The following is a 21,918-nucleotide window of genomic DNA, read 5'->3' as shown; positions in this document are numbered from 1 at the left end:
ATCTCAAAGAAATTGCTTCTTTATAAAGATGCTCGCGTTCACTATGTAGTTCTCAAACAACAACCCCACCACACACCATCCCACCAAGACACCGATCACGAACCACCCCCAAAGAGCAGTCACGCAAACCAGCACCGCCTTGCGGTTGGTTGTGTGCGGGAAACCAGAAACAAAACAACACCCCCCACCCCCAAACAGGAGCGAAGGAATCGTTGTTGCCTCAGGACCCAACAGTGTGCCAAACACATAACAACCCACGCAACTACCAACCCATACAGCTCTTTCCCCACCATCCCCGAAGGAATCGTTGTACTAGAACCAGGTCACCAATTGCCGATCATCAGCTACTTTATTGATATTCCACCCTTGAGCAACCTACCGAGAAACAAACGTTCTCGCAGTAAGTCTTTACTCCTCATACCACCAACACAACCCATGCGGGCTACCTCGTGGCACTCGGTGCTCCTTAGAAAGGAGGTGATCCAGCCGCACCTTCCGGTACGGCTACCTTGTTACGACTTAGTCCCAATCGCCAGTCCCACCTTCGACAGCTCCCTCCCCACAAGGGGGTTAGGCCACCGGCTTCGGGTGTTACCAACTTTCGTGACTTGACGGGCGGTGTGTACAAGGCCCGGGAACGTATTCACCGCAGCGTTGCTGATCTGCGATTACTAGCGACTCCGACTTCATGGGGTCGAGTTGCAGACCCCAATCCGAACTGAGACCGGCTTTTTGGGATTAGCTCCACCTCACAGTATCGCAACCCATTGTACCGGCCATTGTAGCATGCGTGAAGCCCAAGACATAAGGGGCATGATGATTTGACGTCGTCCTCACCTTCCTCCGAGTTGACCCCGGCAGTCTCCTATGAGTCCCCACCATAACGTGCTGGCAACATAGAACGAGGGTTGCGCTCGTTGCGGGACTTAACCCAACATCTCACGACACGAGCTGACGACAACCATGCACCACCTGTAAACCGACCGCAAGCGGGGCACTTGTTTCCAAGCGTTTCCAGTTCATGTCAAGCCTTGGTAAGGTTCTTCGCGTTGCATCGAATTAATCCGCATGCTCCGCCGCTTGTGCGGGCCCCCGTCAATTCCTTTGAGTTTTAGCCTTGCGGCCGTACTCCCCAGGCGGGGCACTTAATGCGTTAGCTACGGCGCGGAAAACGTGGAATGTCCCCCACACCTAGTGCCCAACGTTTACGGCATGGACTACCAGGGTATCTAATCCTGTTCGCTCCCCATGCTTTCGCTCCTCAGCGTCAGTTAATGCCCAGAGACCTGCCTTCGCCATCGGTGTTCCTCCTGATATCTGCGCATTTCACCGCTACACCAGGAATTCCAGTCTCCCCTACATCACTCTAGTCTGCCCGTACCCACCGCAGATCCGGGGTTGAGCCCCGGACTTTCACGGCAGACGCGACAAACCGCCTACGAGCTCTTTACGCCCAATAATTCCGGATAACGCTTGCACCCTACGTATTACCGCGGCTGCTGGCACGTAGTTAGCCGGTGCTTCTTCTGCAAGTACCCTCAACCACACAACGTGTAGCCTTGTTCCCTACTGAAAGAGGTTTACAACCCGAAGGCCGTCATCCCTCACGCGGCGTCGCTGCATCAGGCTTTCGCCCATTGTGCAATATTCCCCACTGCTGCCTCCCGTAGGAGTCTGGGCCGTGTCTCAGTCCCAGTGTGGCCGGTCACCCTCTCAGGCCGGCTACCCGTCGTCGCCTTGGTGAGCCATTACCTCACCAACAAGCTGATAGGCCGCGAGTCCATCCAAAACCACTAAAGCTTTCAACAAAACCCCATGCGAGGAAAAGTCAATATCCAGTATTAGACCCAGTTTCCCAGGCTTATCCCAGAGTTAAGGGCAGGTTACTCACGTGTTACTCACCCGTTCGCCACTAATCCCCCCACAAGTGAGGTTCATCGTTCGACTTGCATGTGTTAAGCACGCCGCCAGCGTTCATCCTGAGCCAGGATCAAACTCTCCGTTAATAAAACAAACAGACACACACAACCAAACCGGAAAAAGGTTACAGCCATGTGCACTAAATTCGAAACCAGCTAAAGACTGCCGTCACCACAGGGGCGGCAACAAACAGTCAAATAACCAATTCAATACAATAAATTGGTATCAATAAAACTTGGCACACTATTGAGTTCTCAAACAACAAATGCAATTCGAGTACTTCCCAAGTTTTAATTTCTTGGCGTTCGTCGCTACAATATCTTTACTTTATCTTATTGGAATTCATTCCGCCCACTCCATATTGTGTATGGTTGGTCACTTCACGAATTCCACAAACCAATATCATTTTTGTTAATCAACAACTTTAAGAGTCGATGAATCCCATTGAGATAATCTGGTTTGGTTTCCTGCAAGTTGGGAGTCCTTGCTTCTTGCGAAGCGACTCAACCTTGTGCAGGCGACAGATATAACAATACACAACTGCCCGCACCGAATGCAAATCGGGGCGGGCAGCGGTCTGGACAGCTCGAGCACCGGCGCAGCGTTAGCCGGCGAATTCCACCATGGCCAAGGTCCGCTTGCCGCGGCGCACCAGCAGGTACTTGCCATGCAGCGCATCGGAGGCGCCCAGGACCGCGTCCGGGTCGGTGACCTTGACGTTGTTCACGTACGCGCCGCCCTCCCCCACGGTGCGCCGGGCTTCGGAGTTACTCTTCGACAATCCGGCAGCAACCAACAGTTCAACGATCCCCATCCCAGAGGCAGGTGCAACAGCCCGGGGCAGCTCGCGGGTGGCAGATTCCAATGTGGCGAGGTCCAGTTCAGCCAACTCGCCCTGGCCAAAGAGGGCCGCTGATGCGGCAATGACCTTCAAGGTGGCGTCTACACCATGCACCAGCGCTGTGATCTGGAAGGCAAGGGTCCGCTGGCCTTCACGGGCCTGAGGCTTCTCAGCCACGACAGCACCAAGGTCTGCGATCTCTTCGCGGGAAAGGAAGGTGAAGACCTTAAGCCGGTCCACCACATCGGCATCTGAGGTATTGAGCCAAAACTGGTACATGTCGTACGGGCTGCACATGGCGGCGTCGAGCCAGATGGCGTTGCCCTCGCTCTTGCCGAACTTGGTGCCGTCGGAGTTGGTGATCAACGGGGTACCGAGGGCGTGGACAGAGGTGCCCTCCACCTTGCGGATCAGGTCGGTGCCGCTAGTCAGGTTCCCCCACTGGTCCGAGCCACCCTGCTGCAAGACACAGCCGTACTGGCGGAACAGTTCGAGGTAATCCATGCCCTGCAGGATCTGGTAGCTGAATTCGGCGTAACTGATACCTTCCTCTGAATTCAGGCGCGAGGCCACGATGTCTTTCTTAATCATGGTGCCGACGCGGTAGTACTTGCCAACGTCCCGCAGGAAATCCAGGACAGACATGGGCTCGGTCCAGTCAAGGTTGTTGACCATGCGGGCCGCGTTCTCGCCTTCAAAGGACAGGAAGCGCTGTACCTGGCCCTGCAGGTAGCCAACCCACTCCGTAACCGTCTCCTTCGAGTTCATGGTGCGCTCCGCCGTCGGACGCGGATCGCCTACTAAGCCGGTGGAACCGCCCACCAAGCCCAGCGGCTTGTGGCCGGCCAACTGCATGCGGCGCATGGTCAGCAGTTGGACCAGGTTTCCCAGGTGCAGGCTGGGTGCGGTGGGGTCAAAGCCGCAATAGTAAGTGATCGGTTCGCCGGCGAGCAGCTCTTCAAGGGCTGCCTCGTCGGTGGAGACCTGGACTAGGCCTCGCCACTTGAGCTCCTGCCAAACATTGGCGAAGCTGGGATCGTTTTGGGGGGCGCGGAGTTCAGTTTGCAAAGACACACCTCAAAATTACCAGCACGACGGCGGTTCTTTGCTCTCTTGCGTGTGCGTTGCGGCCCGCTGGCCTCAAGTCAGCGGGCCGTAACGCGCGTATTACGCCTGGATCCCGGCAGGCAATGGCATCGAGGCGATCAGGCGCAGGCGCTGGGTGGGGCGGGTCATGGCGACATAGAGATCACCAACGCGCCCCCCGGCACCGGCCAGCAACGCCGCCGGTTCCACGATGATGACCCCATCAAACTCCAGGCCCTTGGCCTCATGGGGGTCGAGCACCACAATGTCCTGTTCCACGGACCCGGCCCCGTGACCCACCCTGTGCCCGTAAACAGCACGCAGCGCGGCAGCCGTTTCCTCGACCATGGCGGGCGGGGCGATGACGGCCATCAGTCCGCCGCCAACCGCCGAGGATTCCTCGTCCATGACCGCCACCACCTGCGCGATCAGACCGTCGGGGCCGACATGATCAACGATCGGGTCCCATTCGCCGTCGCGCACCGCCTTGGGGGCGGAGACAATCTGCCCGGCGGCATTGGCCATGCGCACGGCAGCCTCGGCGATCTGCGTGGGGGTGCGGTAGTTCACCGTCAGTTCCTCCAACGCCCAACGGTCCCCCATGAACGGTGTGAGCGCCTGGCGCCACGAGTTGGCACCGGCAGCGGAACTTGTCTGGGCAATGTCGCCAACTATCGTGAACGACTTCACGGGGCAACGGCGCACCAGCAGCCGCCATTGCATGGGCGAAAGTTCCTGCGCCTCATCCACCACCACGTGACCGTAAGCCCAAGTCCTATCCGTGAGCGCCTTTTCGGCATTCGTCAGGGCATCTTCGGCAACCACGTTGTAGTCGGCCAATTGTTCGGCCGTGAGCATGCCGTCAACGCCGGAATCCTCCAACTGCTGGTTCATGTTGGAGATGGCTTTCTCGGCATTGGCGAGATCGCGCTTGCGCTGGGCGTCGTTGGCGGCCTCGGCACGGCCGCCGGTCTCGTCTAGGTCGCCAAGAAGCTCCGCGGCTTCGTCGAGAAGGGGAACATCGGACTCCGTCCACGGCGAATCCGCCGGGCGCAGCAGCAGGGCCCGTTCGGCCTCCGTGAATCCGGGGGTAACCGCGCGCAGAATCTCGGGCTTGCTGAACATATCCCGGACCAGCTTTTGCGCGCTGATGGGCATCCAGCACAGATTGAGCATGATCCGCACGTCCCGGGAGCCGCGAACGTCGTCGGCAAGATAGGACCTGTCGGCCGTGTTGCCAGCTCCGGTGGACTCAATATGTTCGCGCAGCTGATCCGTCAGCTCACTGAGCAAGATCTTGACAAAGGTCACCCGGGCCTCATTGTGCGGCTTGCCCGTGGCGCGTGCCCTTTCCCTCGCCCTGCGCACCTGCCGGGGGGTCAGGATCAAACGGGTGCCCTCGACGTCGAGCCGTTCATCCCGGCGCGGCAGGCGCTGGCGGTTTGCAACGGCGTTGGCCAATACCTGCACCATCTCGATCCGGCCCTTGAGACGGGCCACCTCGGCACTTTCAAAGGCCGTGGCACTAACCCCGGGTAGGAGACTGCCCATGCTGGACATCACCACGCCCGTCTCTCCAAGGGAGGGGAGTACGCGCTCAATGTATTTCATGAAGGCGTTGGATGGCCCTACCAGCAGCACACCGGCCGACTGGAGGCGTTCGCGGTGGGTGTACAAAAGGTAGGCTGCGCGGTGCAGTGCGACGGCGGTCTTGCCGGTTCCGGGGCCGCCCTGGACCACCAAAGCACCGCTCAGCGGCGACCGGATGATCCTGTCCTGCTCGGCTTGGATGGTGCCCACAATGTCATTCATGCGGCCCGTGCGCTTGGAGTTCAGGGCCGCCATCAGGGCACCCTCACCCTGCAGGTGCTCACCTTCCACCAGCATGCTGTGATCCAGCACGTCGTCCTCGATCGCCTTCACGGTGCGGCCATGCAGGAGCAGGTGCCGACGACGGCGCACTCCGAGCCGTTCGAAGGCCGTGGCCTGGTAGAACGACCCCGCCTCGGGGGCACGCCAGTCAACCATGAGCTGGCGTAGGTCCTCGGTGGAGAGCCCGATCCGGCCAATGTAGCGTTGCTCGCCGGAGTCCAGATTTAGGCGGCCGAAGACCAGCCGGTCGTCCACGGCATTCAGCTGTGCCAGGCGGTTCTCATACAGCGAGGCAAAGGCATCGCGTTCGGAACGGTTTTGGTGCGTCCCCATGGACTTTTCGCGGCGCACCTGGGCTAGTTGTTGGATTTTTTCGGCACGGAGTTCATCAAGTCGGGCATACAGGCCATCGACGTAGGTACGTTCTTGTGCCAACTCGGCGTCATACATGCAAGGGCTCCTGATACGTAAGGCATCCCACCAAAAGGCGGACCGTCTATTCTATACCCGTTGGGCGGGGCTGGGATCCTGCCGGGCCTGCGGCGTTCAAACGCCGAGCAGGGAATGGACCTCACGGCCGGCCAGCGCGCTGCGGCCCGGCAGTGCCCCGATCTCCAGCACTACGCCGATCCCGGCAACCACCGCCCCCGTGCGCTCCAGCAAGGCCGCGGCGGCACTCAAGGTACCGCCGGTGGCCAGGACGTCGTCGAGTATTAACACGCGCGTGCCAACCGGCACGTCACCTTGGTGCAGTTCCAAAGTTGCCTCACCGTACTCCAGCGCATAGCTTTCGGAATAGACGGCGCGGGGCAGTTTTCCTGCCTTACGCACGGTGATGACGCCGGTGCCCGTGGCATAGGCTGCTGCGGCCGCCAGCAGGAAGCCGCGCGCTTCAACACCGGCAACGGCGTCGAACTTTCCCGCGAACGGTTCCAGCAGTGAATCCACCACTTGCCGCAGGGCCGCGCCATCGGCAAAAACGGGAGTTAAATCTTTGAAAACAATTCCCTGCGAAGGGTAGTCCTCGATGGTGGCGCACAGGCGCTCAATAACCACGGAAACTGGCAGGATTTCGGCGATTTTGGCCGTGCCCGAAAGCGTGTTGGTTGGGGTATCAAAAGTCTCTTTCACCCCTCCACGGTACAGCGTTGTGAAAGAGCGCTTTTCGGATGCCCAGAAACGTGCTTATATATTCGTCGTGCCGCACAACATTCCACTCCCCGGGCACGGTGTTGGCGCTTCGCGCAACTGCCCGGATTTTATCGGTACGGCGCCATCACGTCGCAGATGTGTTCTCCCACATCGATGTGGACATGTGGGCTGGCATGGCTTCGGAACGTCTTTTCGCAACACGTATTGCGGATCCGGACACGTATTGCGGATCCGGCAGTCAGTGCCTTTGCCGTGCCCGATGGGCAGACCGGCACCATGGCAGGAACCACCAGCTTGTACGAACATGTGCCGGAGAAGTCGCGGGTGGAATTGGGTATGACATTTTTTTGGCCGAGACTACTGAGGTTGGAACGTCAACGCTTCCTCAAAACTGGCCTTGCTCACCTTCGCCTTGAAGAACGACTGCTGCACCGGCTCACCCCGGCGGAGCTGCTAGCCGAGCTGACGGAGCTTATTGAGTTTTCGGAGCAGCCGATGCTGGCCGATGCCGAGCACGCGCCACGCCCGGCCTGAACTTCGAGACAGTGGGGTCCCCCTCAAGCCAAAACCGCCACGGGTAGTCCGTAGTGCCCCCGGGGCCGCTGATGCCCACCCGCGGACCCGAGCTGACACATGTGGCGGGGGCGGCCGGCAGCGTCACGGTGACCTCGCCGCCCAGTGCGGGGATCCCGTTGTGTTCGCGGGCAAACCCCATGGCTTTGGCTAGCCGCGCAGGGCCCTGTGCCAGCTCATAGTCGTGCTTGGCGGTGGGACGGCGTAGGCGGGCCAGTTCAAGCCCCTCCACAATCTCCCCGGCGCGCATCAGGCAACCGGATGAGGTACCTTCTGGCCTGCACACCAAATTGGCACTGAAGTGCATTCCATAGCTGAAGTACACGTACAGGTGGCCGGGCGGGCCAAACATGGCGGAGTTGCGTTCTGTCCTACCGCGGTAGCTGTGCGCGCCGGGGTCCGGGTCGGGGGAATCCACCGGGCCAAGGTAGGCCTCCACCTCGGTCAACCGTACGACGACGGGCCCTTCCTCACTTTCATGGCGCACCAAGGCGCCCAACAGGAACGGCGCCACCTCGGTGGCAGGGAGCTGCAGAAGTTGAAGGAGGTCTGGTGGCTGGCCCATGGCTTTTACGATAGCAGTGCGGCACGCTGCCGGGCGCTGGCGGGTGCCACATGGTGTGGGTGCCCGTGGGAGGATACTTTCATGGCAGTTGCATTGGATTTCATACCCCCTTTTGACCCCGGCATCTTTGATTTTCTCGCTGCCCGTGCCGTGGCAGGAGTGGAAGAGGCAACGGCCGCCAGCTATGCCAGAACTCTTTCGCTTGACGGCGGCCACGCATGGTTTCAGGTGGGCTGGGACGGGGCTGCGCTGCTGCTGGATTACCAAGTGGAGGACAGCTCGGACGCACCCGGCTTGGTGGCCCGCGTCCGCCACCTGCTCAATCTGGACCACGATCCGGCCGCCGCGAACAGGGTGCTTGCCGGCGATGGCCTGTTGGCGGCCCGGGTGGCGGAACTTCCTGGCATCAGGCTTCCCGGCTGTGTTGATGCCCCCGAAATTCTGATCCGTGCCATGGTTGGCCAGCAGATCACTGTGGCCGCAGCCCGAACAGCGCTCAACCAGTTGGTGGCGTTGAGCACGCCCAGCCGCCTGCCCCGCGGTTCCATGACGCACCTTTTCCCGGCTCCAGCCGAAATTGCCGCGGGCGGACGGAGCATCCTGCGCGCTCCGCAGCACCGGATCGACTCGATTGTGAGCGTGGCTGGGCAGCTCGCCGAGGGTTCCCTCACATTCGGCGCGTGGGACACAGCTGAATCCGTGGCCGAAAAGTTGCTGCCGATTGCTGGCATCGGCCCGTGGACAGTGGGGTACGTTTGCATGCGCGTGCTGGGCAGTCCCGATATCTTCCTGCCCACAGATGCAGCGGTCCGCAACGGCTACGGTTTGTTGCGCGGCGACTCCCTGGCCGTGGCCCGCACCATCAAGGCATCCGAGTTGACCCTGATGGCCGCGCAGGTGCGTCCCTGGCGCTCCTACGCAACCCTTCACTTGTGGCGGGTTTCGGGGGAAGGTTAGTGGATTTTGTGTCGGCCTTGACGGCAAGGTCCACGCCGTCGACCGCCCGGTTGCTACCAAAGAGTTTGACCACCCCGTGGGCTTCGATGGTCAGCTCGGTGGGTCGGGATGTCGATACCATGATCGCTTCCTTTGCTATGCAAGGTTCACTTAGCTTCTTGGTATCGAAGTTTTCCCCGCCCCGCTTACACCCCGCTTTCGTCGAACGTACAGCAGTTGTTGGTGTCCCCGCACAACATCGACAACTGCTGTACGTTCGTGGGTGATCACCGGGCATGCCATCCGCTGGCACGCAGCGCTTCGGCGACCTTTCGCACCACGGCCGGGCTGTCTCCGCGGAGGTCCTCATGGGCTATCCGGACTTCGGTCCAGCCCAAGAGTTTCGTTGCCTCCAGACGGCGGATGTCACGCAAATACTGGTCCGGCGAATTGTGGTGAGCACCGTCATATTGCAGGCTCGTCCGGTACCGGCGGTATGCCCCATCCGGCCACAGGAGGGGCCTGCCACCGGACTGGCGCAGCAAAACGTTCAGTTCCGGCTCCGGCAGGCCGGCATCAACAAGGGCCAGCCGCATGAACGTTTCCGGGGGCGAATCGGCACCGACACGCACCAGTTCCAAGGCCGCCCGGGCGTTCCGAACACCCCGCAGTCCGTGATGCAAGGCAAGCGTGTTTTTCAGATCCGCCAGGCTGCAGATCGCCTCACGCGGTGCGGGAAAGTCGGGGCCATGGCTACACACCAGGAAGTCACCGGCCGCCACCAGATCCCGAAGTGACAGACACCCGGCAAGGTCCAGCCATGTTCGGGCAGGATGCGTGAGCCGTACGCCGTCGAGCCGGCAGATTTCCCACTGAGCCAGTGCAAGCCGATGGCCCACAACATTCATCCGCCTCGGCGCACCGGCCAACGGCGGAGTAGCGAGGTGGATCCGCCAGTCGTTCTCCTGGACCGGCGGGAGCGGGATCTTCCAGAGCCGTGCGGCGGAAACGTGGCTCAGCACACTGCGCGGATTGGCCTCAGTGTAGGCCGCCAAAGCAGCGGTACCCTGGAGCGGCATTCCGGCGGGCACCAAGATACCTCGCGACACACGTATCACGTCATTGGCACGTGTGCGCTGCGGCGGCACTCCCGCCGCGGCGGAGGCCCGGGTGGTGAACGACCTGCGGTAGAGGTGCTCCGGCAGCTGAATTCGGCGCATACTTCATTGTTTCCCGGAAAACTGGCTGCTTTCGGGTTATCCACAGGCGATTCCGGTGCCCCCGAATCGAACGTACAGCAGTTGTTGGTGTCACCGCCCATCATCAACAACTACTGTACGTTCGCGTCAGGAGGAAGAGCGTCAGGAGGAGGAGGCTACTTCGCGTTGAAGGCGGAGGGCCACGGCAGCAGCGTGGGGAGCTCCACGGAGTCGGCGGCGGCCTCCGCACGCAGGCTACCCATCGTGGGGGTTCGCCCGGCCAGCCACGCAGCAATATCGGTTAGCATGCCGGAGACGGAGACGGTGTTGCTGCCATCGCCCACTGTCATGGGCACCATGGCCAGCGGCAGCAGCTTCAATCGAATGCCGGATGGGACCCGCACGGCAAGGAAATCAATCAGGTACAGGCAGAATTCCTTGGACCACGTCTCCGGGCCGCGTCCCACTTGCAGGTCAGCCAGGTGGATGACCAATTCACGCCAGTACGCCAGTGCACCATCCATGACCACACCGTCACGGTAGCTGATGGGCAATTGCCATTGTTCTTGGGCTAGGGAGTCAAGGACGCTCACGGCACGCGTAAAGGCGGCCGCGATGGCCTCCTTGTGCTCGGCGGCCGATTGCCCGGCCGCCATTTCGATGGCCTGAGTCCGGCCGCCTTGGCCGCCGTCGTAAAATTCGATCAGCTCTCCGCGCAACGCATACTCAACTTGGCGGGCCACGGCGTTGGAAACGTGCGCCACGTGCGCCAGCAAGTGTCCACGGGTCCAACCGGGCAATTCAGTGTCGACGCGGGCGTCGTCGTCAGTCAAGGTGCCAATCTTGGTGGCAAACGTGTCCGCAGCACGTTCGAGACGGTCGGTGAGCTCTGCCGGCGAGATGAATGTCATGCACCCAGCTTAACCGTCAAGACACACAAAATGCCCACATCCGTGCGTGGATGCGGGCATTTTGTGGGAAAGTACGACGCCGATCAGGCCAGGAAGGTGCGAACCTCACCCAGTTGCGCCTCAAGGGCAGCGAGCTGGAGCAGCACCGCCGAGGGCGCCGTCCCGCCCTGGGCGTTGCGGCTGTTCAGCGAGCCATTGGTGCTCAGGACGCTGCGCACCTCAGGGGTCAGCTGCGCGGAAATGCCTGCGAACTCAGCATCGCTGAGATCCCACAGTTCAACGCCGCGGTTTTCGGCAACCTTCACGGCGGCACCGGAGAGCTCGTGCGCGTCACGAAACGGCACACCCTGGCGGACAAGCCATTCGGCAATGTCGGTGGCCAGTGCGAAGCCCTGTGGTGCCAGCGCTTCCATGCGTTTGGTGTTGAACACGAGCGTGGCCATCATCCCGGAAACGGCCGGCAGCAGCAGTTCAAGGGTGTCAGTGGCATCAAAGATGGGCTCCTTGTCCTCTTGCAGGTCCCGGTTGTAGGCCAGCGGCAAACCCTTAAGTGTGGCCAGCAGCCCGGTCAGATTGCCGATGAGGCGCCCGGCCTTGCCACGGGCCAGCTCGGCCACGTCGGGGTTCTTCTTCTGCGGCATGATCGAGGATCCCGTGGAGTAGGCATCATGCAGCGTCACAAAGGAGAACTCCTTGGTAGCCCACAGGATGACCTCCTCGGAAATCCGTGACAGGTCCACGCCGATCATGGCGCACACCCAGGCGAACTCGGCGAAGACGTCGCGAGATGCCGTACCGTCGATCGAGTTCCAGGCCGCCGAGTCAAAACCGAGCTCGGCAGCCACGGCGTTTGGATCCAGTCCCAGCGAGGAACCTGCCAAAGCACCGGACCCGTAAGGGGACACCGCTGCCCGCTTGTCCCAGTCCACCAGACGCTGCACGTCTCGCAGCAACGCCCAGGCATGCGCCAGCAGGTGATGGCTGAGCAGGATCGGCTGGGCATGCTGAAGGTGGGTGCGGCCAGGCATGGCCACACCATGGTGCGCCTTAGCTTGTCCCACGAGTGCGTCTATGACGGAGAGGACTCCGGCAGCGATGATCCTGGCGTGGTCACGCAGGTACATCCGGCCCAACGTGGCGATCTGGTCGTTACGCGACCGCCCGGCACGCAGCTTTCCACCCAAGGCCGTGCCGGCGCGCTCGATCAGGCCGCGTTCCAGCGAGCCGTGCACGTCCTCGTCGGACTCAGCGGGGCCGTAGGCGCCGGACTTGACGTCCGCTTCCAGCGTGTTCAGTGCCGCCAACATGCCTTCAAGCTCTGCGGCATCGAGTAGCCCGGCCGTGTTCAGGACGCGGGCGTGCGCCTTGGAGCCGGCAATGTCATACAGGGCCAGGCGCCAGTCAAAGTGCGTTGACTTGCTCAGCGCTGCGAGGGCATCTGCGGGTCCGCCCTGAAAGCGCCCACCCCAGAGTGCGCCCTCGTTGGTACCCGAGCGCACCCCAACCTTGCTCCGCTCGGCAGGGGACCCCGGCGCCCGTGAGCCCATGTGAGCCATGGCTACAGGCCCGAAGCGCGCTGGTCGCGCTGCGAGGCAACCTTGGAGGACATGCCCCACAGCTCGATGAAGCCCTTGGCCTGCGACTGGTCGAAGGTGTCACCGGTGTCGTAGGTGGCCAAGTCGAAGTCGTACAGCGAGGTCTCCGAGCGGCGGCCATTCACAATGGCTTGGCCACCGTGCAAGGTCATGCGGATGTCGCCGGAGACGTACTGCTGGGTGTCTTCGATGAACGCATCCAGTGAGCGCTTCAACGGTGAGAACCACTGGCCGTCGTAGACAAGCTCGGCCCAGCGCTGGCTCACGTTGGCCTTGAAGCGCGCCTGCTCACGCTCAATGGTGATGTCTTCGAGATGCTTGTGCGCGGTGATCAGCGCCATGGCACCGGGGGCTTCGTAGATTTCGCGGCTCTTGATGCCCACGAGACGGTCCTCGACAACGTCGATGCGTCCAACGCCCTGGGCGCCGGCGCGGCGGTTCAATTCCTGAATGGCCTGCAACGGGGAGACCTTTACGCCGTCAATCGCGACGGGGACGCCCTGGAGGAAGGAGATGATGACCTCATCCGGAGCCGGAGGGAATTCCGGGGTGGCCGTGTAGTCGTAAATATCCTTGGTGGGAGCGTTCCAGATGTCCTCGAGGTAGCCCGTTTCCACGGCGCGACCCCAGACGTTCTGGTCAATGGAGTACGGGTTCTTCTTGGTGGTTTCAATCGGCAAGCCCTTGGCCTCGGCGAAGGCGATGGCTTTGTCGCGGGTCAGGGCTAGGTCGCGAACCGGGGCAATGCACTTCAGATCCGGGCCCAGGGTTTGGATGCCTACCTCAAACCGGACTTGGTCGTTGCCCTTGCCAGTGCAACCGTGGGCAACAGTGGTGGCACCGAATTCGCGGGCCGCCTTCACCAAGTGCTTGACGATCACCGGGCGGGAGATGGCCGAAACCAGCGGGTAGTGGCCCTGGTAGAGGGCGTTGGCTTTCAGGGTGGGCATGGCGTATTCGTTGGCGAACTCGTCACGGGCGTCGGCAACATAAGCCTCGACGGCGCCACACGCCAGGGCACGCTGGCGAATGTCTTCAAGCGACTCGCCCCCCTGCCCAACGTCAACGGCGACGGCAATTACTTCAGCACCTGTTGCCTCGCCGATCCAGCCGATGGCAACGGAGGTGTCAAGGCCGCCGGAGTAGGCCAATACAATGCGTTCAGTCACGTTTTTGTCTCCCTGTTTCAACACTCTTTTCACGAGTGTGCTTCTCATTGCTTTAAAGCATAGTGCATGGTTATGCATTCTTACTAAAAGATATTCATCGTTCCTCAAAGTACGACGTCGGGCACCGCACCTACCAGCCCACGCTACGCCCCGGCGCTTGATTCATCAGCGAATTGTAGGAAGCGCTCGGCCACTTCCGCACCGCCCAAAGGCTCCCGGGTAATGACCATGACGGTGTCATCTCCGGCAAGGGTCCCCAGGATCGCGGGCATGACAGAATGGTCAATGGCCAATGCCAGGAAGTTCGCAGCCCCGGGCGGGGTGCGCAGCACGGCAATATTCGCCGAACCTTCGGCCGTCACAAGGAGTTCCCCACACAGCCGGATCAACCGGGTGTCCAGCAGTTCCTGCGAGGAGGCTGCGTGGACGCTGCGTTCGCCGCCTTCCTTGGGCAGGGCATAGACCAGCCCACCATCCTTGCCTCGGACGCGCACGGCCCGCAATTCGACCAGGTCGCGCGAAAGCGTTGCCTGGCCCACCACCAGGCCTTCGTTGGCCAGCAATGCGGCAAGTTCGGCCTGCGAGCGGACCGCCCGGCTGTTCAGGATTGCCTGCAGACGAGCCTGCCGCGCCGTCTTGGTGGCCGGCATGCCCGCCGAAACTGATACCTTGGCCATGGTTACGCGCCGGTCCCAAGGCTGGCGGCGCCGGAGGTTGAGCCGGCGGCAGCCTCGGCGTCGGACTTCTCAACCAGCCACACCATGAGCGCCTTTTGGGCGTGCAGGCGGTTCTCGGCCTCGTCCCAGACCACCGACTGCGGTCCGTCGATGACCGCTGCCGCAATCTCATAGCCGCGGTAGGCGGGCAGACAGTGAAGCACGACGGCGGCCGGGTCCGCAAGGGCCAGGGCGGCCTCGTCGAGCGCGAAGTCCCTGAAAGTCTCCAGCCGCTGCGCTTTTTCCTGCTCCTGACCCATGGACACCCAGGTGTCGGTGACAAGGACGTCGGCACCCCGTGCGGCCGCGGCTGCGTCACTGGTGACCAGCACGGAACCACCTGTGAGCTGCGCCCGTTCCTGCGCTCGGGCCACCACGGAGGCGGCCGGCAGATAACCCGCAGGTCCCGTGATGCGCACGTGCATGCCGGCAGTGGCACCGGCCAGCAGATAGGAGTTGGCCATGTTGTTGGCAGCGTCCCCCATATACGTCATGGTCAGACCAGCCAATGTGCCCTTGTGTTCTTGGATGGTCAACAGGTCCGCGAGCAACTGGCAGGGGTGGTAGTCATCGGAGAGGGCGTTGATGACTGGAACCTTGGAATTGGCGGCCATCTCCTGAAGGCCGGCCTGGCTGTATGTTCGCCAGACGATGGCGGAGACCATGCGCTCAAGGACCTTGGCCGTGTCCGCCACTGATTCCTTGTGGCCGATCTGGGACTCACCCGGGTTGATGATCAGCGGATTTCCGCCCAGATCGGCAACGCCTGTTGCGAAGGAAACACGGGTCCGGGTGGAGGTCTTGTCAAAGATGACCGCCACCGTCTTGCGCCCAGCTCCGTCGCTGGCAAAGGTGCTTTTCGAGTACGGCGCCTTCTTCAGCTTGACAGCCAAGGCGAGAACTTCGGCCTGCTCGGTGGGGCTCAGATCGGTGTCAACTAGGAAATGCCGGGTCATCTTCAGGCTCCTTCGGAGGCGTGGGCCGCAACGGCCGTTTGGATAAGGGCCGGCAGGGCGGCCAGGAACGACTGTGCCTGCTGGGCACTCAGGTTCAGGGGCGGTGCCAGGCGGATGGTGGACGGACGCGGGGCGTTGATGATGAACCCGGCATCCAATGCGGCCGTCACCACGCCGGCGGCCACCGGCTGGGCCAGGTCAAAGCCGATTAGCAGGCCAAAGGCCCGAACGTCGGTGACGCCGTCGACCTTTTGCAAGCCGTCCGCCAGGAGGCGGCTGACGGCGCGCACATTGGCCAGCACATCCTGGGTTTCCAGTACGTGCAAGGTGGCCAGGGCGGCGGCCGTGGCCGCAGGGTTGCCGCCAAAGGTGGTGCCGTGCTGCCCGGCGGAGAGCAACTGCGACGGTTCCTCACCAAAGGTGATGATGGCGCCGATGGGGAAGCCGCCGCCCAGGCCCTTGGCCAGGGTCATGGCGTCGGGGGTAATACCGGCAGCGATACTGGCGAACCAGGCACCGGTTCGGCCAACGCCTGTCTGGACTTCGTCCAGGATCAGTAGCGCGCCGGCGGCCTTGCTGAGTTCGCGGGCCGCCAACAGGTACTCGGTGGAGAGCGGGCGGACGCCGGCCTCGCCCTGGATGGGCTCGAGGATCAGTGCGGCCACCGTCCCATCCATGGCCTCGCGCAGGGCGTCAATGTCGTTGAAGGCGATGTGCCGCACGCCCCCGGGCATGGGCTCGAACGGTTCGCGATACGCCTGCTTGGCGGTCATGGCCAGTGCACCCATGGTGCGGCCATGGAAAGCGCCGTCCAGGGCCAGAATGGTGGTCCGGGCCGGGCCTCCGGCGGGGCTGTGAGCCTTGCCGTGGGCGCGGGCGAGCTTGAACGCCGCCTCGTTGGCCTCGGTGCCGGAGTTGGCAAAGAACACCTTGGATCCGGCCGGGGCGACGCTGAGCTCCAGCAGCTTCTCCGCCAGTGCGATCTGGGTGGGGCTGGTGAAGAAGTTGGACACGTGGCCCAGGGTAGTGAGCTGGCTGGCGATGACCGAGGTGACGAACGGGTGGGCATGCCCCAGCGCGTTGACGGCGATCCCGCCCAGCAGGTCCAAGTATTCCTTGCCATCGGCGTCCCAGACCAGGGCGCCAGCCCCGCGCACCAAAACGCGTTGCGGGCTGCCAAAAACCCCCATGAGCGAGTCGTTGTAGCGGGCCAGCCATTGGGCACTGGTGCCGGTGCCGGTGACGGCGGCTGCGTTGGCCTGGGCCAGGTCTGTGGTGGGGTCCGGGGTTCCGGCGCTCATGCTGCGTCCTCTTCGTCAGGAAAAATCTGGGTTCCGTTGCCTTCAAATGTCATGAGTTCCAGCAAAACTGAGTGGGCACTACGGCCGTCGACAACGGCGGCACGGGCCACACCGCCGTCGACCGCTGACAGGCACGCGCCCATCTTGGGAATCATGCCGGCTTCAAGCTCGGGTAACATGGCCCGCAACTGATTGGCACTCAACGCCGAGAGCAGGGAGGACTTATCCGGCCAGTTGGCGTAGAGGCCTTCGACGTCGGTCAAGATGACCAGGCGTGAGGCCTCGAGGGCGACAGCCAGGGCTGCTGCGGCCGTGTCCGCGTTGACGTTCAGCACGGTGGAGGCGTCCCCCACCTCGGGGGCCACGGTGGAGATGACCGGGATCCGTCCCGCTTCCAATAGGTCCAGGATTGCGCCGGGGTTCACGCCCACCACCTCGCCGACTAGGCCCAGGTCAACGGGCAGCCCGTCAACAACGGTGCCGGTGCGCTCAGCCTGCAACAGGGCACCATCCTCACCGGAGAGACCCACGGCATACGGCCCGTGCTCGTTGATCAGGCCCACCAGTTCGCGACCCACCTGCCCTGTCAGGACCATGCGGACCACGTCCATGGCCTCCGGCGTGGTGACGCGCAAGCCGCCCTTGAACTCGCTCTTGATGTCCAGGCGCTTGAGCATGGCGTTGATCTGGGGACCACCACCGTGCACCACCACCGGCTTGATGCCCACATGGTGCATGAAGACAATGTCCTCGGCGAAGGCACGTCGGAGCTCGTCGTTGATCATGGCGTTGCCGCCATATTTCACCACCACCACAGTGTTGGCGAACTGCTGAATCCACGGCAGGGCCTCAATGAGGGTTCCAGCCTTGTCCTGCGCGGTTTCCACCGAAGTCATCATGTGTTCCTAAATCTGTTGTCTACTGCGTTGAGGGGACACATCTTCCCGGGGGTGAGCTGCCCCCTCAACGCTCCCCCACCGGAAACGGGCTCGACCACCGGGTCCGGCGGCTACGAGGAGTAGGCGCTATTTTCTTCGACGTACGCGTGGGTGAGGTCGTTGGTCCAGATGGTGGCGGAAGCGTCGCCGGCGCGCAGGTCGATCTCAACTGTGACCTCGCGCCCGCTCAAGTCCACGAGTTCGCGGGAATCGCCGATACCGCCCTTGCGGCAGATCTGCACGCCATTGATGCTCACGTTGATCTCGTTGGGATCGAAGACGGCGTCGGTGGTGCCCACGGCGGAGAGGACGCGTCCCCAGTTGGGGTCGTTGCCGAAGATTGCGCACTTGAACAGGTTGGAGCGGGCCACCGCGCGGGAGACGATCTCGGCGTCCCGCTCGCTGTCGGCGTTCACCGTGCTGATGGCGATGTCGTGGTTGGCGCCCTCGGCGTCGGCAATCAGGGCCCTGGCCAGTGTGGCGCAAACCTCGGTAAGGCCCGCCGTAAATTCGTCCATGTCCGGGAATACCGTGGAGGCGCCGGAGCCCAGCAGCAATACGGTGTCATTGGTTGACATGCAACCGTCCGAATCGGCCCGGTTGAAGGTGACCTTGACGGCGTCGCGCAGGGCGGCATCCAGCCCCTCGGCTTCCACCACGGCGTCGGTGGTGATGACCACCAGCATGGTGGCCAGCCCCGGCGCCAGCATGCCGGCACCCTTGGCCATGCCTCCGATCGTGTAGCTGGCGCCGTCGCGGTCCGGTGCCGATGTCCACGAGGCCTCCTTGGATACGCTGTCCGTGGTCATGATGGCGGTGGCCGCGGCAGTACCGCCGTCGTCCGTCAATGCACCCGCGGCGGCCTCGACACCGGGCAGGATTTTCTCCATGGGAAGTTGCTCACCGATGAGACCAGTGGAGCAGACGGCAACGTCGCCGGCGGAAAGTCCCAGGACATCGGCCACCTTATCGGCAGTGGTGTGCGTGTTTTGGAAGCCTTCGGGTCCCGTGCAGGCATTGGCGCCGCCGGAATTCAGCACCACGGCGTCAACCCGGCCATCGCCGAGCACCTGCCGTGACCAGTGCACGGGCGCCGCGGCTACCCGGTTCGAGGTGAACACGGCGGCCGCGCTATGCTGCGGGCCGTCGTTGACGACCAGCGCGAAGTCGGGCTTGCCTGATGTTTTCAGGCCGGCGGTGACTCCGGCGGCGCGGAATCCTTGGGCAGATGTCACGCTCATGGTGCTACTCCTTGGAAGGAAAGGCCGGCGTCTTCCGCCAGGCCGAGGGCAATGTTCATGGACTGTACGGCCCCGCCTGCGGTCCCCTTGGTGAGGTTGTCGATGGCACAGCAGACGATCACCCGGTTCACGTTGGCGTCGTAGGCGATCTGCAGGGCTGAGTAGTTGGATCCCTGCACGGACTTGGTCAAAGGCCAGTGGCCCTCGGGCAGCACATGCACAAACTGTTCATTGGCGTACGCGTCGGCCCAGATCTGCCGCAGTGCCGCTTCAGGATCGGGCAGGGCTGCGATTTTCGGGGCCACCTTGGCCGTGGCGGTGGTGAGGATGCCGCGACTCATGGGCGCCAGGGTTGGGGTGAAGGAGACCCGCACGTCCAGGCCGGAGGCGTTGGAGAGGCCCTGCTGAATTTCGGGGGTGTGGCGGTGCCCGCCACCTACGCCGTAGGGGCTCATGGAGCCGATGACCTCGGAGCCGATCAGGTTGACTTTGGCAGCCTTCCCCGCGCCGGAGGTGCCGGAGGCTGCGACGATCACGACGTCGTCGGGAAGTAAGGCGCCGGCGCTGAAGCCGGGTATCAGGGCCAGCAGCGAACTGGTCGGGTAGCAGCCGGGGACGGCGATGCGCTTGGCACCAGCCAGCGTGGCGCGGGCACCGGGTAGCTCGGGCAGCCCGTACGGCCAGGTGCCTGCGTGGGGGGAGCCGTAGAACTTTTCCCACGCGGCGGAGTCTTCTAGTCGGTGGTCGGCTCCGGCGTCGATCACCAAGGTGTCAACTGGGAGCTGGCCGGCGATGGCGGCAGAGGCGCCATGCGGCAGGGCCAGGAACACCACGTCATGCCCGGCCAGGTTTTCCACCGTGGTGTCCACCAGGACGCGATCGGCCAGGGCGTGCAGATGGGGTGCCAGCGAGCCCAGCCGGGCCCCGGCGTTGCTGTGGGCAGTGATGGCGCCGATGCTCACATCAGGGTGGCTGGCGAGTAGGCGCAGCACCTCTCCCCCGGCGTATCCGCTGGCTCCTGAGACGGCTACAGAAATTGTCATAGAATGATTATACAGCACAATTATTCATGGTTACCGATATTTATCCACCCAATGTCACTCGAGCCGCTTTCCGGCCATCCTATGATGGAGGAAGGGGCAGGTGAAGCTGCCCCAAGGATTGCACCCCTACGAAGTGGAGAAAACCATGTCTGAGCAGTGCCGTGCCATCGTCGCCGACGCCCCTGGCGGTCCGAATGTGCTCAGGATTGCGGAGTTGCCCATCCCCGTCGCGGGGCCCGGCGAACTCCTTATCCATGTGGCCGCCATTGGTGTGAATTTCATCGAAACGTACCAGCGCGACGGCACCTACAAGGTTCCCTTCCCTTTCACCCCGGGGGCTGAGGCGGCCGGAACAGTGGAAGCAGTGGGCGTCGGGGTGTCCGGCTTTGCCGTAGGCGATCGAGTTGCCACGGCCGAGGGGCACGGCTGCTACGCCGAATACGCCATTGTGCCGGCGGCCGTGGCACTGCATGTGCCGTCGGCGGTACCACTGGATATTGCCGCCGCACTACCGCTGCAGGGCATGACGGCTCACTACCTGTTGAATTCGGCGTACCATGTGGAGCCCGGCCAAACCGTGCTGCTGCACGCCGGCGCCGGCGGGGTGGGTCTGCTGCTGACCCAGATGCTCAAGGAGCGCGAAGCCCGGGTCATCACCACCGTTTCCACGGACGAGAAAGAGGAGCTCTCGCGCGTGGCAGGCGCTGACGAGGTACTGCGCTACGACGGTTTCGCCGATGCGGTGCGTGAAATCACCGACGGCGACGGCGTGGATGTGGTGTACGACGGCGTTGGGAAAGCCACCTTCGACGGTTCCCTTGCGTCCTTGCGCACCCGCGGCACTTTGGTGCTTTTTGGTGGTGCTTCCGGCCAGGTGCCACCTCTTGATTTGCAGCGCCTGAACGCCGGCGGATCCTTGTTCGTCACCCGGCCCAAGCTCGGCGACTACCTGCTCAACCCACAGGAACGGACGTGGCGCGCAACTGAGGTGTTCCAGGCCGCTGCCACCGGCCACCTGACAGCCAGAATCGGCGCCACGTTCCCACTGGCTGACGCAGGAGCCGCGCACACGGCGCTGCAGTCACGGGCCACCACCGGAAAGGTCATTTTGCTGCCCTAACCTGGTGGTCGAGCCTGTCAGATCGGTGGTCGAGCCCCTTGAGGAGTCATCATGAAGAAACTACCCAACGGCGCTTTCGCCTTGGAACATTCACGCGGAGCCAACGGCTATGTGCTGCCGCTCCGCGACGGATATGCCGTGGTCGATCCTGGTATGAAAGCCGGGGCACAGTCGGTCATTGCCGAGCTGACTGCGGCAGGCATTTTGGAGTCGGTGCACCACATCCTGCTCACCCACTACGACCTCGATCACGCAGGTGCCGCCCTTGCCCTGGCCGAGGAGACTGGGGCGCAGCTGTGGATCGGACGGGCCGACGCCGACATCCTGGCTGGGCGCCAGCCAGCCGGCACGTTCTCGCGAAGCATTACGTCCTCGATCGGCCGGCCCAAGCTGCCGGACACTGTTCACTTCCTGGGTGAGTCGCCCGGCTTCCCGGCAGATATCACGGCCCTTGGGACACCAGGGCACACCCCCGGGCATTACGCGTTTAGGTGGGCTGACTCCGTCTTCTGCGGAGACGCCGTCAGGGTGCGAAAGGATGGCACGCTCAAACAGTTCCCGCGGCTGCTGATCACTGACAAAGTTGCGGCTCTAGCCTCAACTTTGGTCTTGGAGTCCTTGGATGTGGGGTGGATCTGTCCCGGCCACGGCAACGTCACCGCGCGTCACCGGATGAGCCAAAAACCTCGAACCCGTCCTTGATCTCCTCGACGGCAGCGGCCAGCACCGCCATCAAGCCCGCGAATGCCACGGCCGCAACGCTCAAACACATGGGCACCCGCTA

17 protein-coding genes and 1 rRNA gene are annotated in these 21,918 nt (G+C 62.7%); 3 read left to right on the top strand and 15 right to left on the bottom strand.

All coding sequences use genetic code 11. The features are described from left to right. Positions 1 to 470: 470 nt before the first annotated feature. The 5 genes from AOC05_RS04300 to AOC05_RS04280 form a co-directional block, all read right to left on the bottom strand. Positions 471 to 2,006, bottom strand: a 16S ribosomal RNA gene (locus AOC05_RS04300). Positions 2,007 to 2,524: 518 nt separating this feature from the next. After that, a complete protein-coding gene (gene tyrS, locus AOC05_RS04295) occupies positions 2,525 to 3,835 on the bottom strand; it encodes a tyrosine--tRNA ligase (RefSeq protein WP_062005971.1) in 1,311 nt (436 codons plus the stop codon). Positions 3,836 to 3,928: 93 nt separating this feature from the next. Further along, the gene (locus AOC05_RS04290; protein ID WP_062005969.1) at positions 3,929 to 6,169 is read right to left on the bottom strand and encodes a HelD family protein; all 2,241 of its coding nucleotides are present in this window, start codon (positions 6,167 to 6,169) and stop codon (positions 3,929 to 3,931) included. A gap of 96 nt (positions 6,170 to 6,265) precedes the next feature. Further along, entirely contained in the window at positions 6,266 to 6,787 is a 522-nt protein-coding gene (locus AOC05_RS04285) for an adenine phosphoribosyltransferase (RefSeq protein ID WP_082358126.1), read from the bottom strand. A 556-nt stretch (positions 6,788 to 7,343) separates the two neighbouring features. Then, the gene (locus AOC05_RS04280; RefSeq protein WP_062005967.1) at positions 7,344 to 8,009 is read right to left on the bottom strand and encodes a DNA-3-methyladenine glycosylase; all 666 of its coding nucleotides are present in this window, start codon (positions 8,007 to 8,009) and stop codon (positions 7,344 to 7,346) included. 81 nt (positions 8,010 to 8,090) lie between these two features. On the opposite strand from AOC05_RS04280, the gene AOC05_RS04275 reads away from it, so the two are divergent. Beyond that, positions 8,091 to 8,966: a DNA-3-methyladenine glycosylase family protein gene (locus AOC05_RS04275; RefSeq protein ID WP_062005965.1), complete on the top strand. Its 876-nt coding sequence runs from the start codon at positions 8,091 to 8,093 to the stop codon at positions 8,964 to 8,966. 266 nt (positions 8,967 to 9,232) lie between these two features. Here the strand turns inward: AOC05_RS04275 and AOC05_RS04270 are convergent, their stop codons facing one another. From AOC05_RS04270 to argC, 10 genes are all read right to left on the bottom strand, one after another. Next, positions 9,233 to 10,165 carry a hypothetical protein gene (locus AOC05_RS04270; protein ID WP_062005962.1) on the bottom strand — a complete coding sequence of 311 codons (933 nt, stop codon included), beginning with the start codon at positions 10,163 to 10,165 and terminating at the stop codon, positions 9,233 to 9,235. Between the two features lie 155 nt (positions 10,166 to 10,320). Further along, entirely contained in the window at positions 10,321 to 11,055 is a 735-nt protein-coding gene (locus AOC05_RS04265; RefSeq protein ID WP_062005960.1) for a maleylpyruvate isomerase family mycothiol-dependent enzyme, read from the bottom strand. An 83-nt stretch (positions 11,056 to 11,138) separates the two neighbouring features. Further along, positions 11,139 to 12,602 (bottom strand): argininosuccinate lyase, encoded by a 1,464-nt coding sequence (argH, locus tag AOC05_RS04260; protein WP_062005958.1) that lies wholly within the window; start codon positions 12,600 to 12,602, stop codon positions 11,139 to 11,141. Positions 12,603 to 12,613: 11 nt separating this feature from the next. Further along, on the bottom strand, positions 12,614 to 13,819 hold the full coding sequence (locus AOC05_RS04255; protein ID WP_062009346.1) for an argininosuccinate synthase: 1,206 nt from the start codon (positions 13,817 to 13,819) through the stop codon (positions 12,614 to 12,616). 143 nt (positions 13,820 to 13,962) lie between these two features. After that, positions 13,963 to 14,496, bottom strand: a complete 534-nt coding sequence (locus tag AOC05_RS04250) for an arginine repressor (RefSeq protein WP_062005955.1) — start codon at positions 14,494 to 14,496, stop codon at positions 13,963 to 13,965. A gap of 2 nt (positions 14,497 to 14,498) precedes the next feature. Further along, the gene (gene argF, locus AOC05_RS04245) at positions 14,499 to 15,491 is read right to left on the bottom strand and encodes an ornithine carbamoyltransferase (protein ID WP_062005954.1); all 993 of its coding nucleotides are present in this window, start codon (positions 15,489 to 15,491) and stop codon (positions 14,499 to 14,501) included. 2 nt (positions 15,492 to 15,493) lie between these two features. Next, positions 15,494 to 16,792, bottom strand: coding sequence for an acetylornithine transaminase (locus AOC05_RS04240; protein ID WP_082357755.1), 1,299 nt, complete (start codon positions 16,790 to 16,792; stop codon positions 15,494 to 15,496). Continuing rightward, positions 16,789 to 17,688 (bottom strand): acetylglutamate kinase, encoded by a 900-nt coding sequence (gene argB, locus AOC05_RS04235; protein ID WP_062009342.1) that lies wholly within the window; start codon positions 17,686 to 17,688, stop codon positions 16,789 to 16,791. Before argB ends, AOC05_RS04240 begins: the two co-directional genes overlap by 4 nt. A gap of 113 nt (positions 17,689 to 17,801) precedes the next feature. Further along, positions 17,802 to 18,971: a bifunctional glutamate N-acetyltransferase/amino-acid acetyltransferase ArgJ gene (gene argJ / locus AOC05_RS04230; RefSeq protein ID WP_062005952.1), complete on the bottom strand. Its 1,170-nt coding sequence runs from the start codon at positions 18,969 to 18,971 to the stop codon at positions 17,802 to 17,804. Beyond that, a complete protein-coding gene (argC, locus tag AOC05_RS04225) occupies positions 18,968 to 20,014 on the bottom strand; it encodes an N-acetyl-gamma-glutamyl-phosphate reductase (RefSeq protein WP_062005950.1) in 1,047 nt (348 codons plus the stop codon). The genes argJ and argC overlap by 4 nt, the downstream gene beginning before the upstream one ends. Before the next feature lie 145 nt (positions 20,015 to 20,159). Between argC and AOC05_RS04220 the strand changes: the two genes are divergently transcribed. Both AOC05_RS04220 and AOC05_RS04215 read left to right on the top strand, forming a co-directional pair. Next, positions 20,160 to 21,134, top strand: coding sequence for a quinone oxidoreductase family protein (locus tag AOC05_RS04220; RefSeq protein ID WP_062009340.1), 975 nt, complete (start codon positions 20,160 to 20,162; stop codon positions 21,132 to 21,134). 51 nt (positions 21,135 to 21,185) lie between these two features. Further along, entirely contained in the window at positions 21,186 to 21,836 is a 651-nt protein-coding gene (locus AOC05_RS04215) for an MBL fold metallo-hydrolase (RefSeq protein ID WP_062005948.1), read from the top strand. Positions 21,837 to 21,918 lie beyond the last annotated feature (82 nt).

The sequence above is a fragment of the Arthrobacter alpinus genome (genome assembly GCF_001294625.1).
Taxonomy (GTDB): Bacteria; Actinomycetota; Actinomycetes; order Actinomycetales; family Micrococcaceae; genus Specibacter; species Specibacter alpinus_A.
This window is presented reverse-complemented; position numbering and strand designations above follow the sequence as displayed.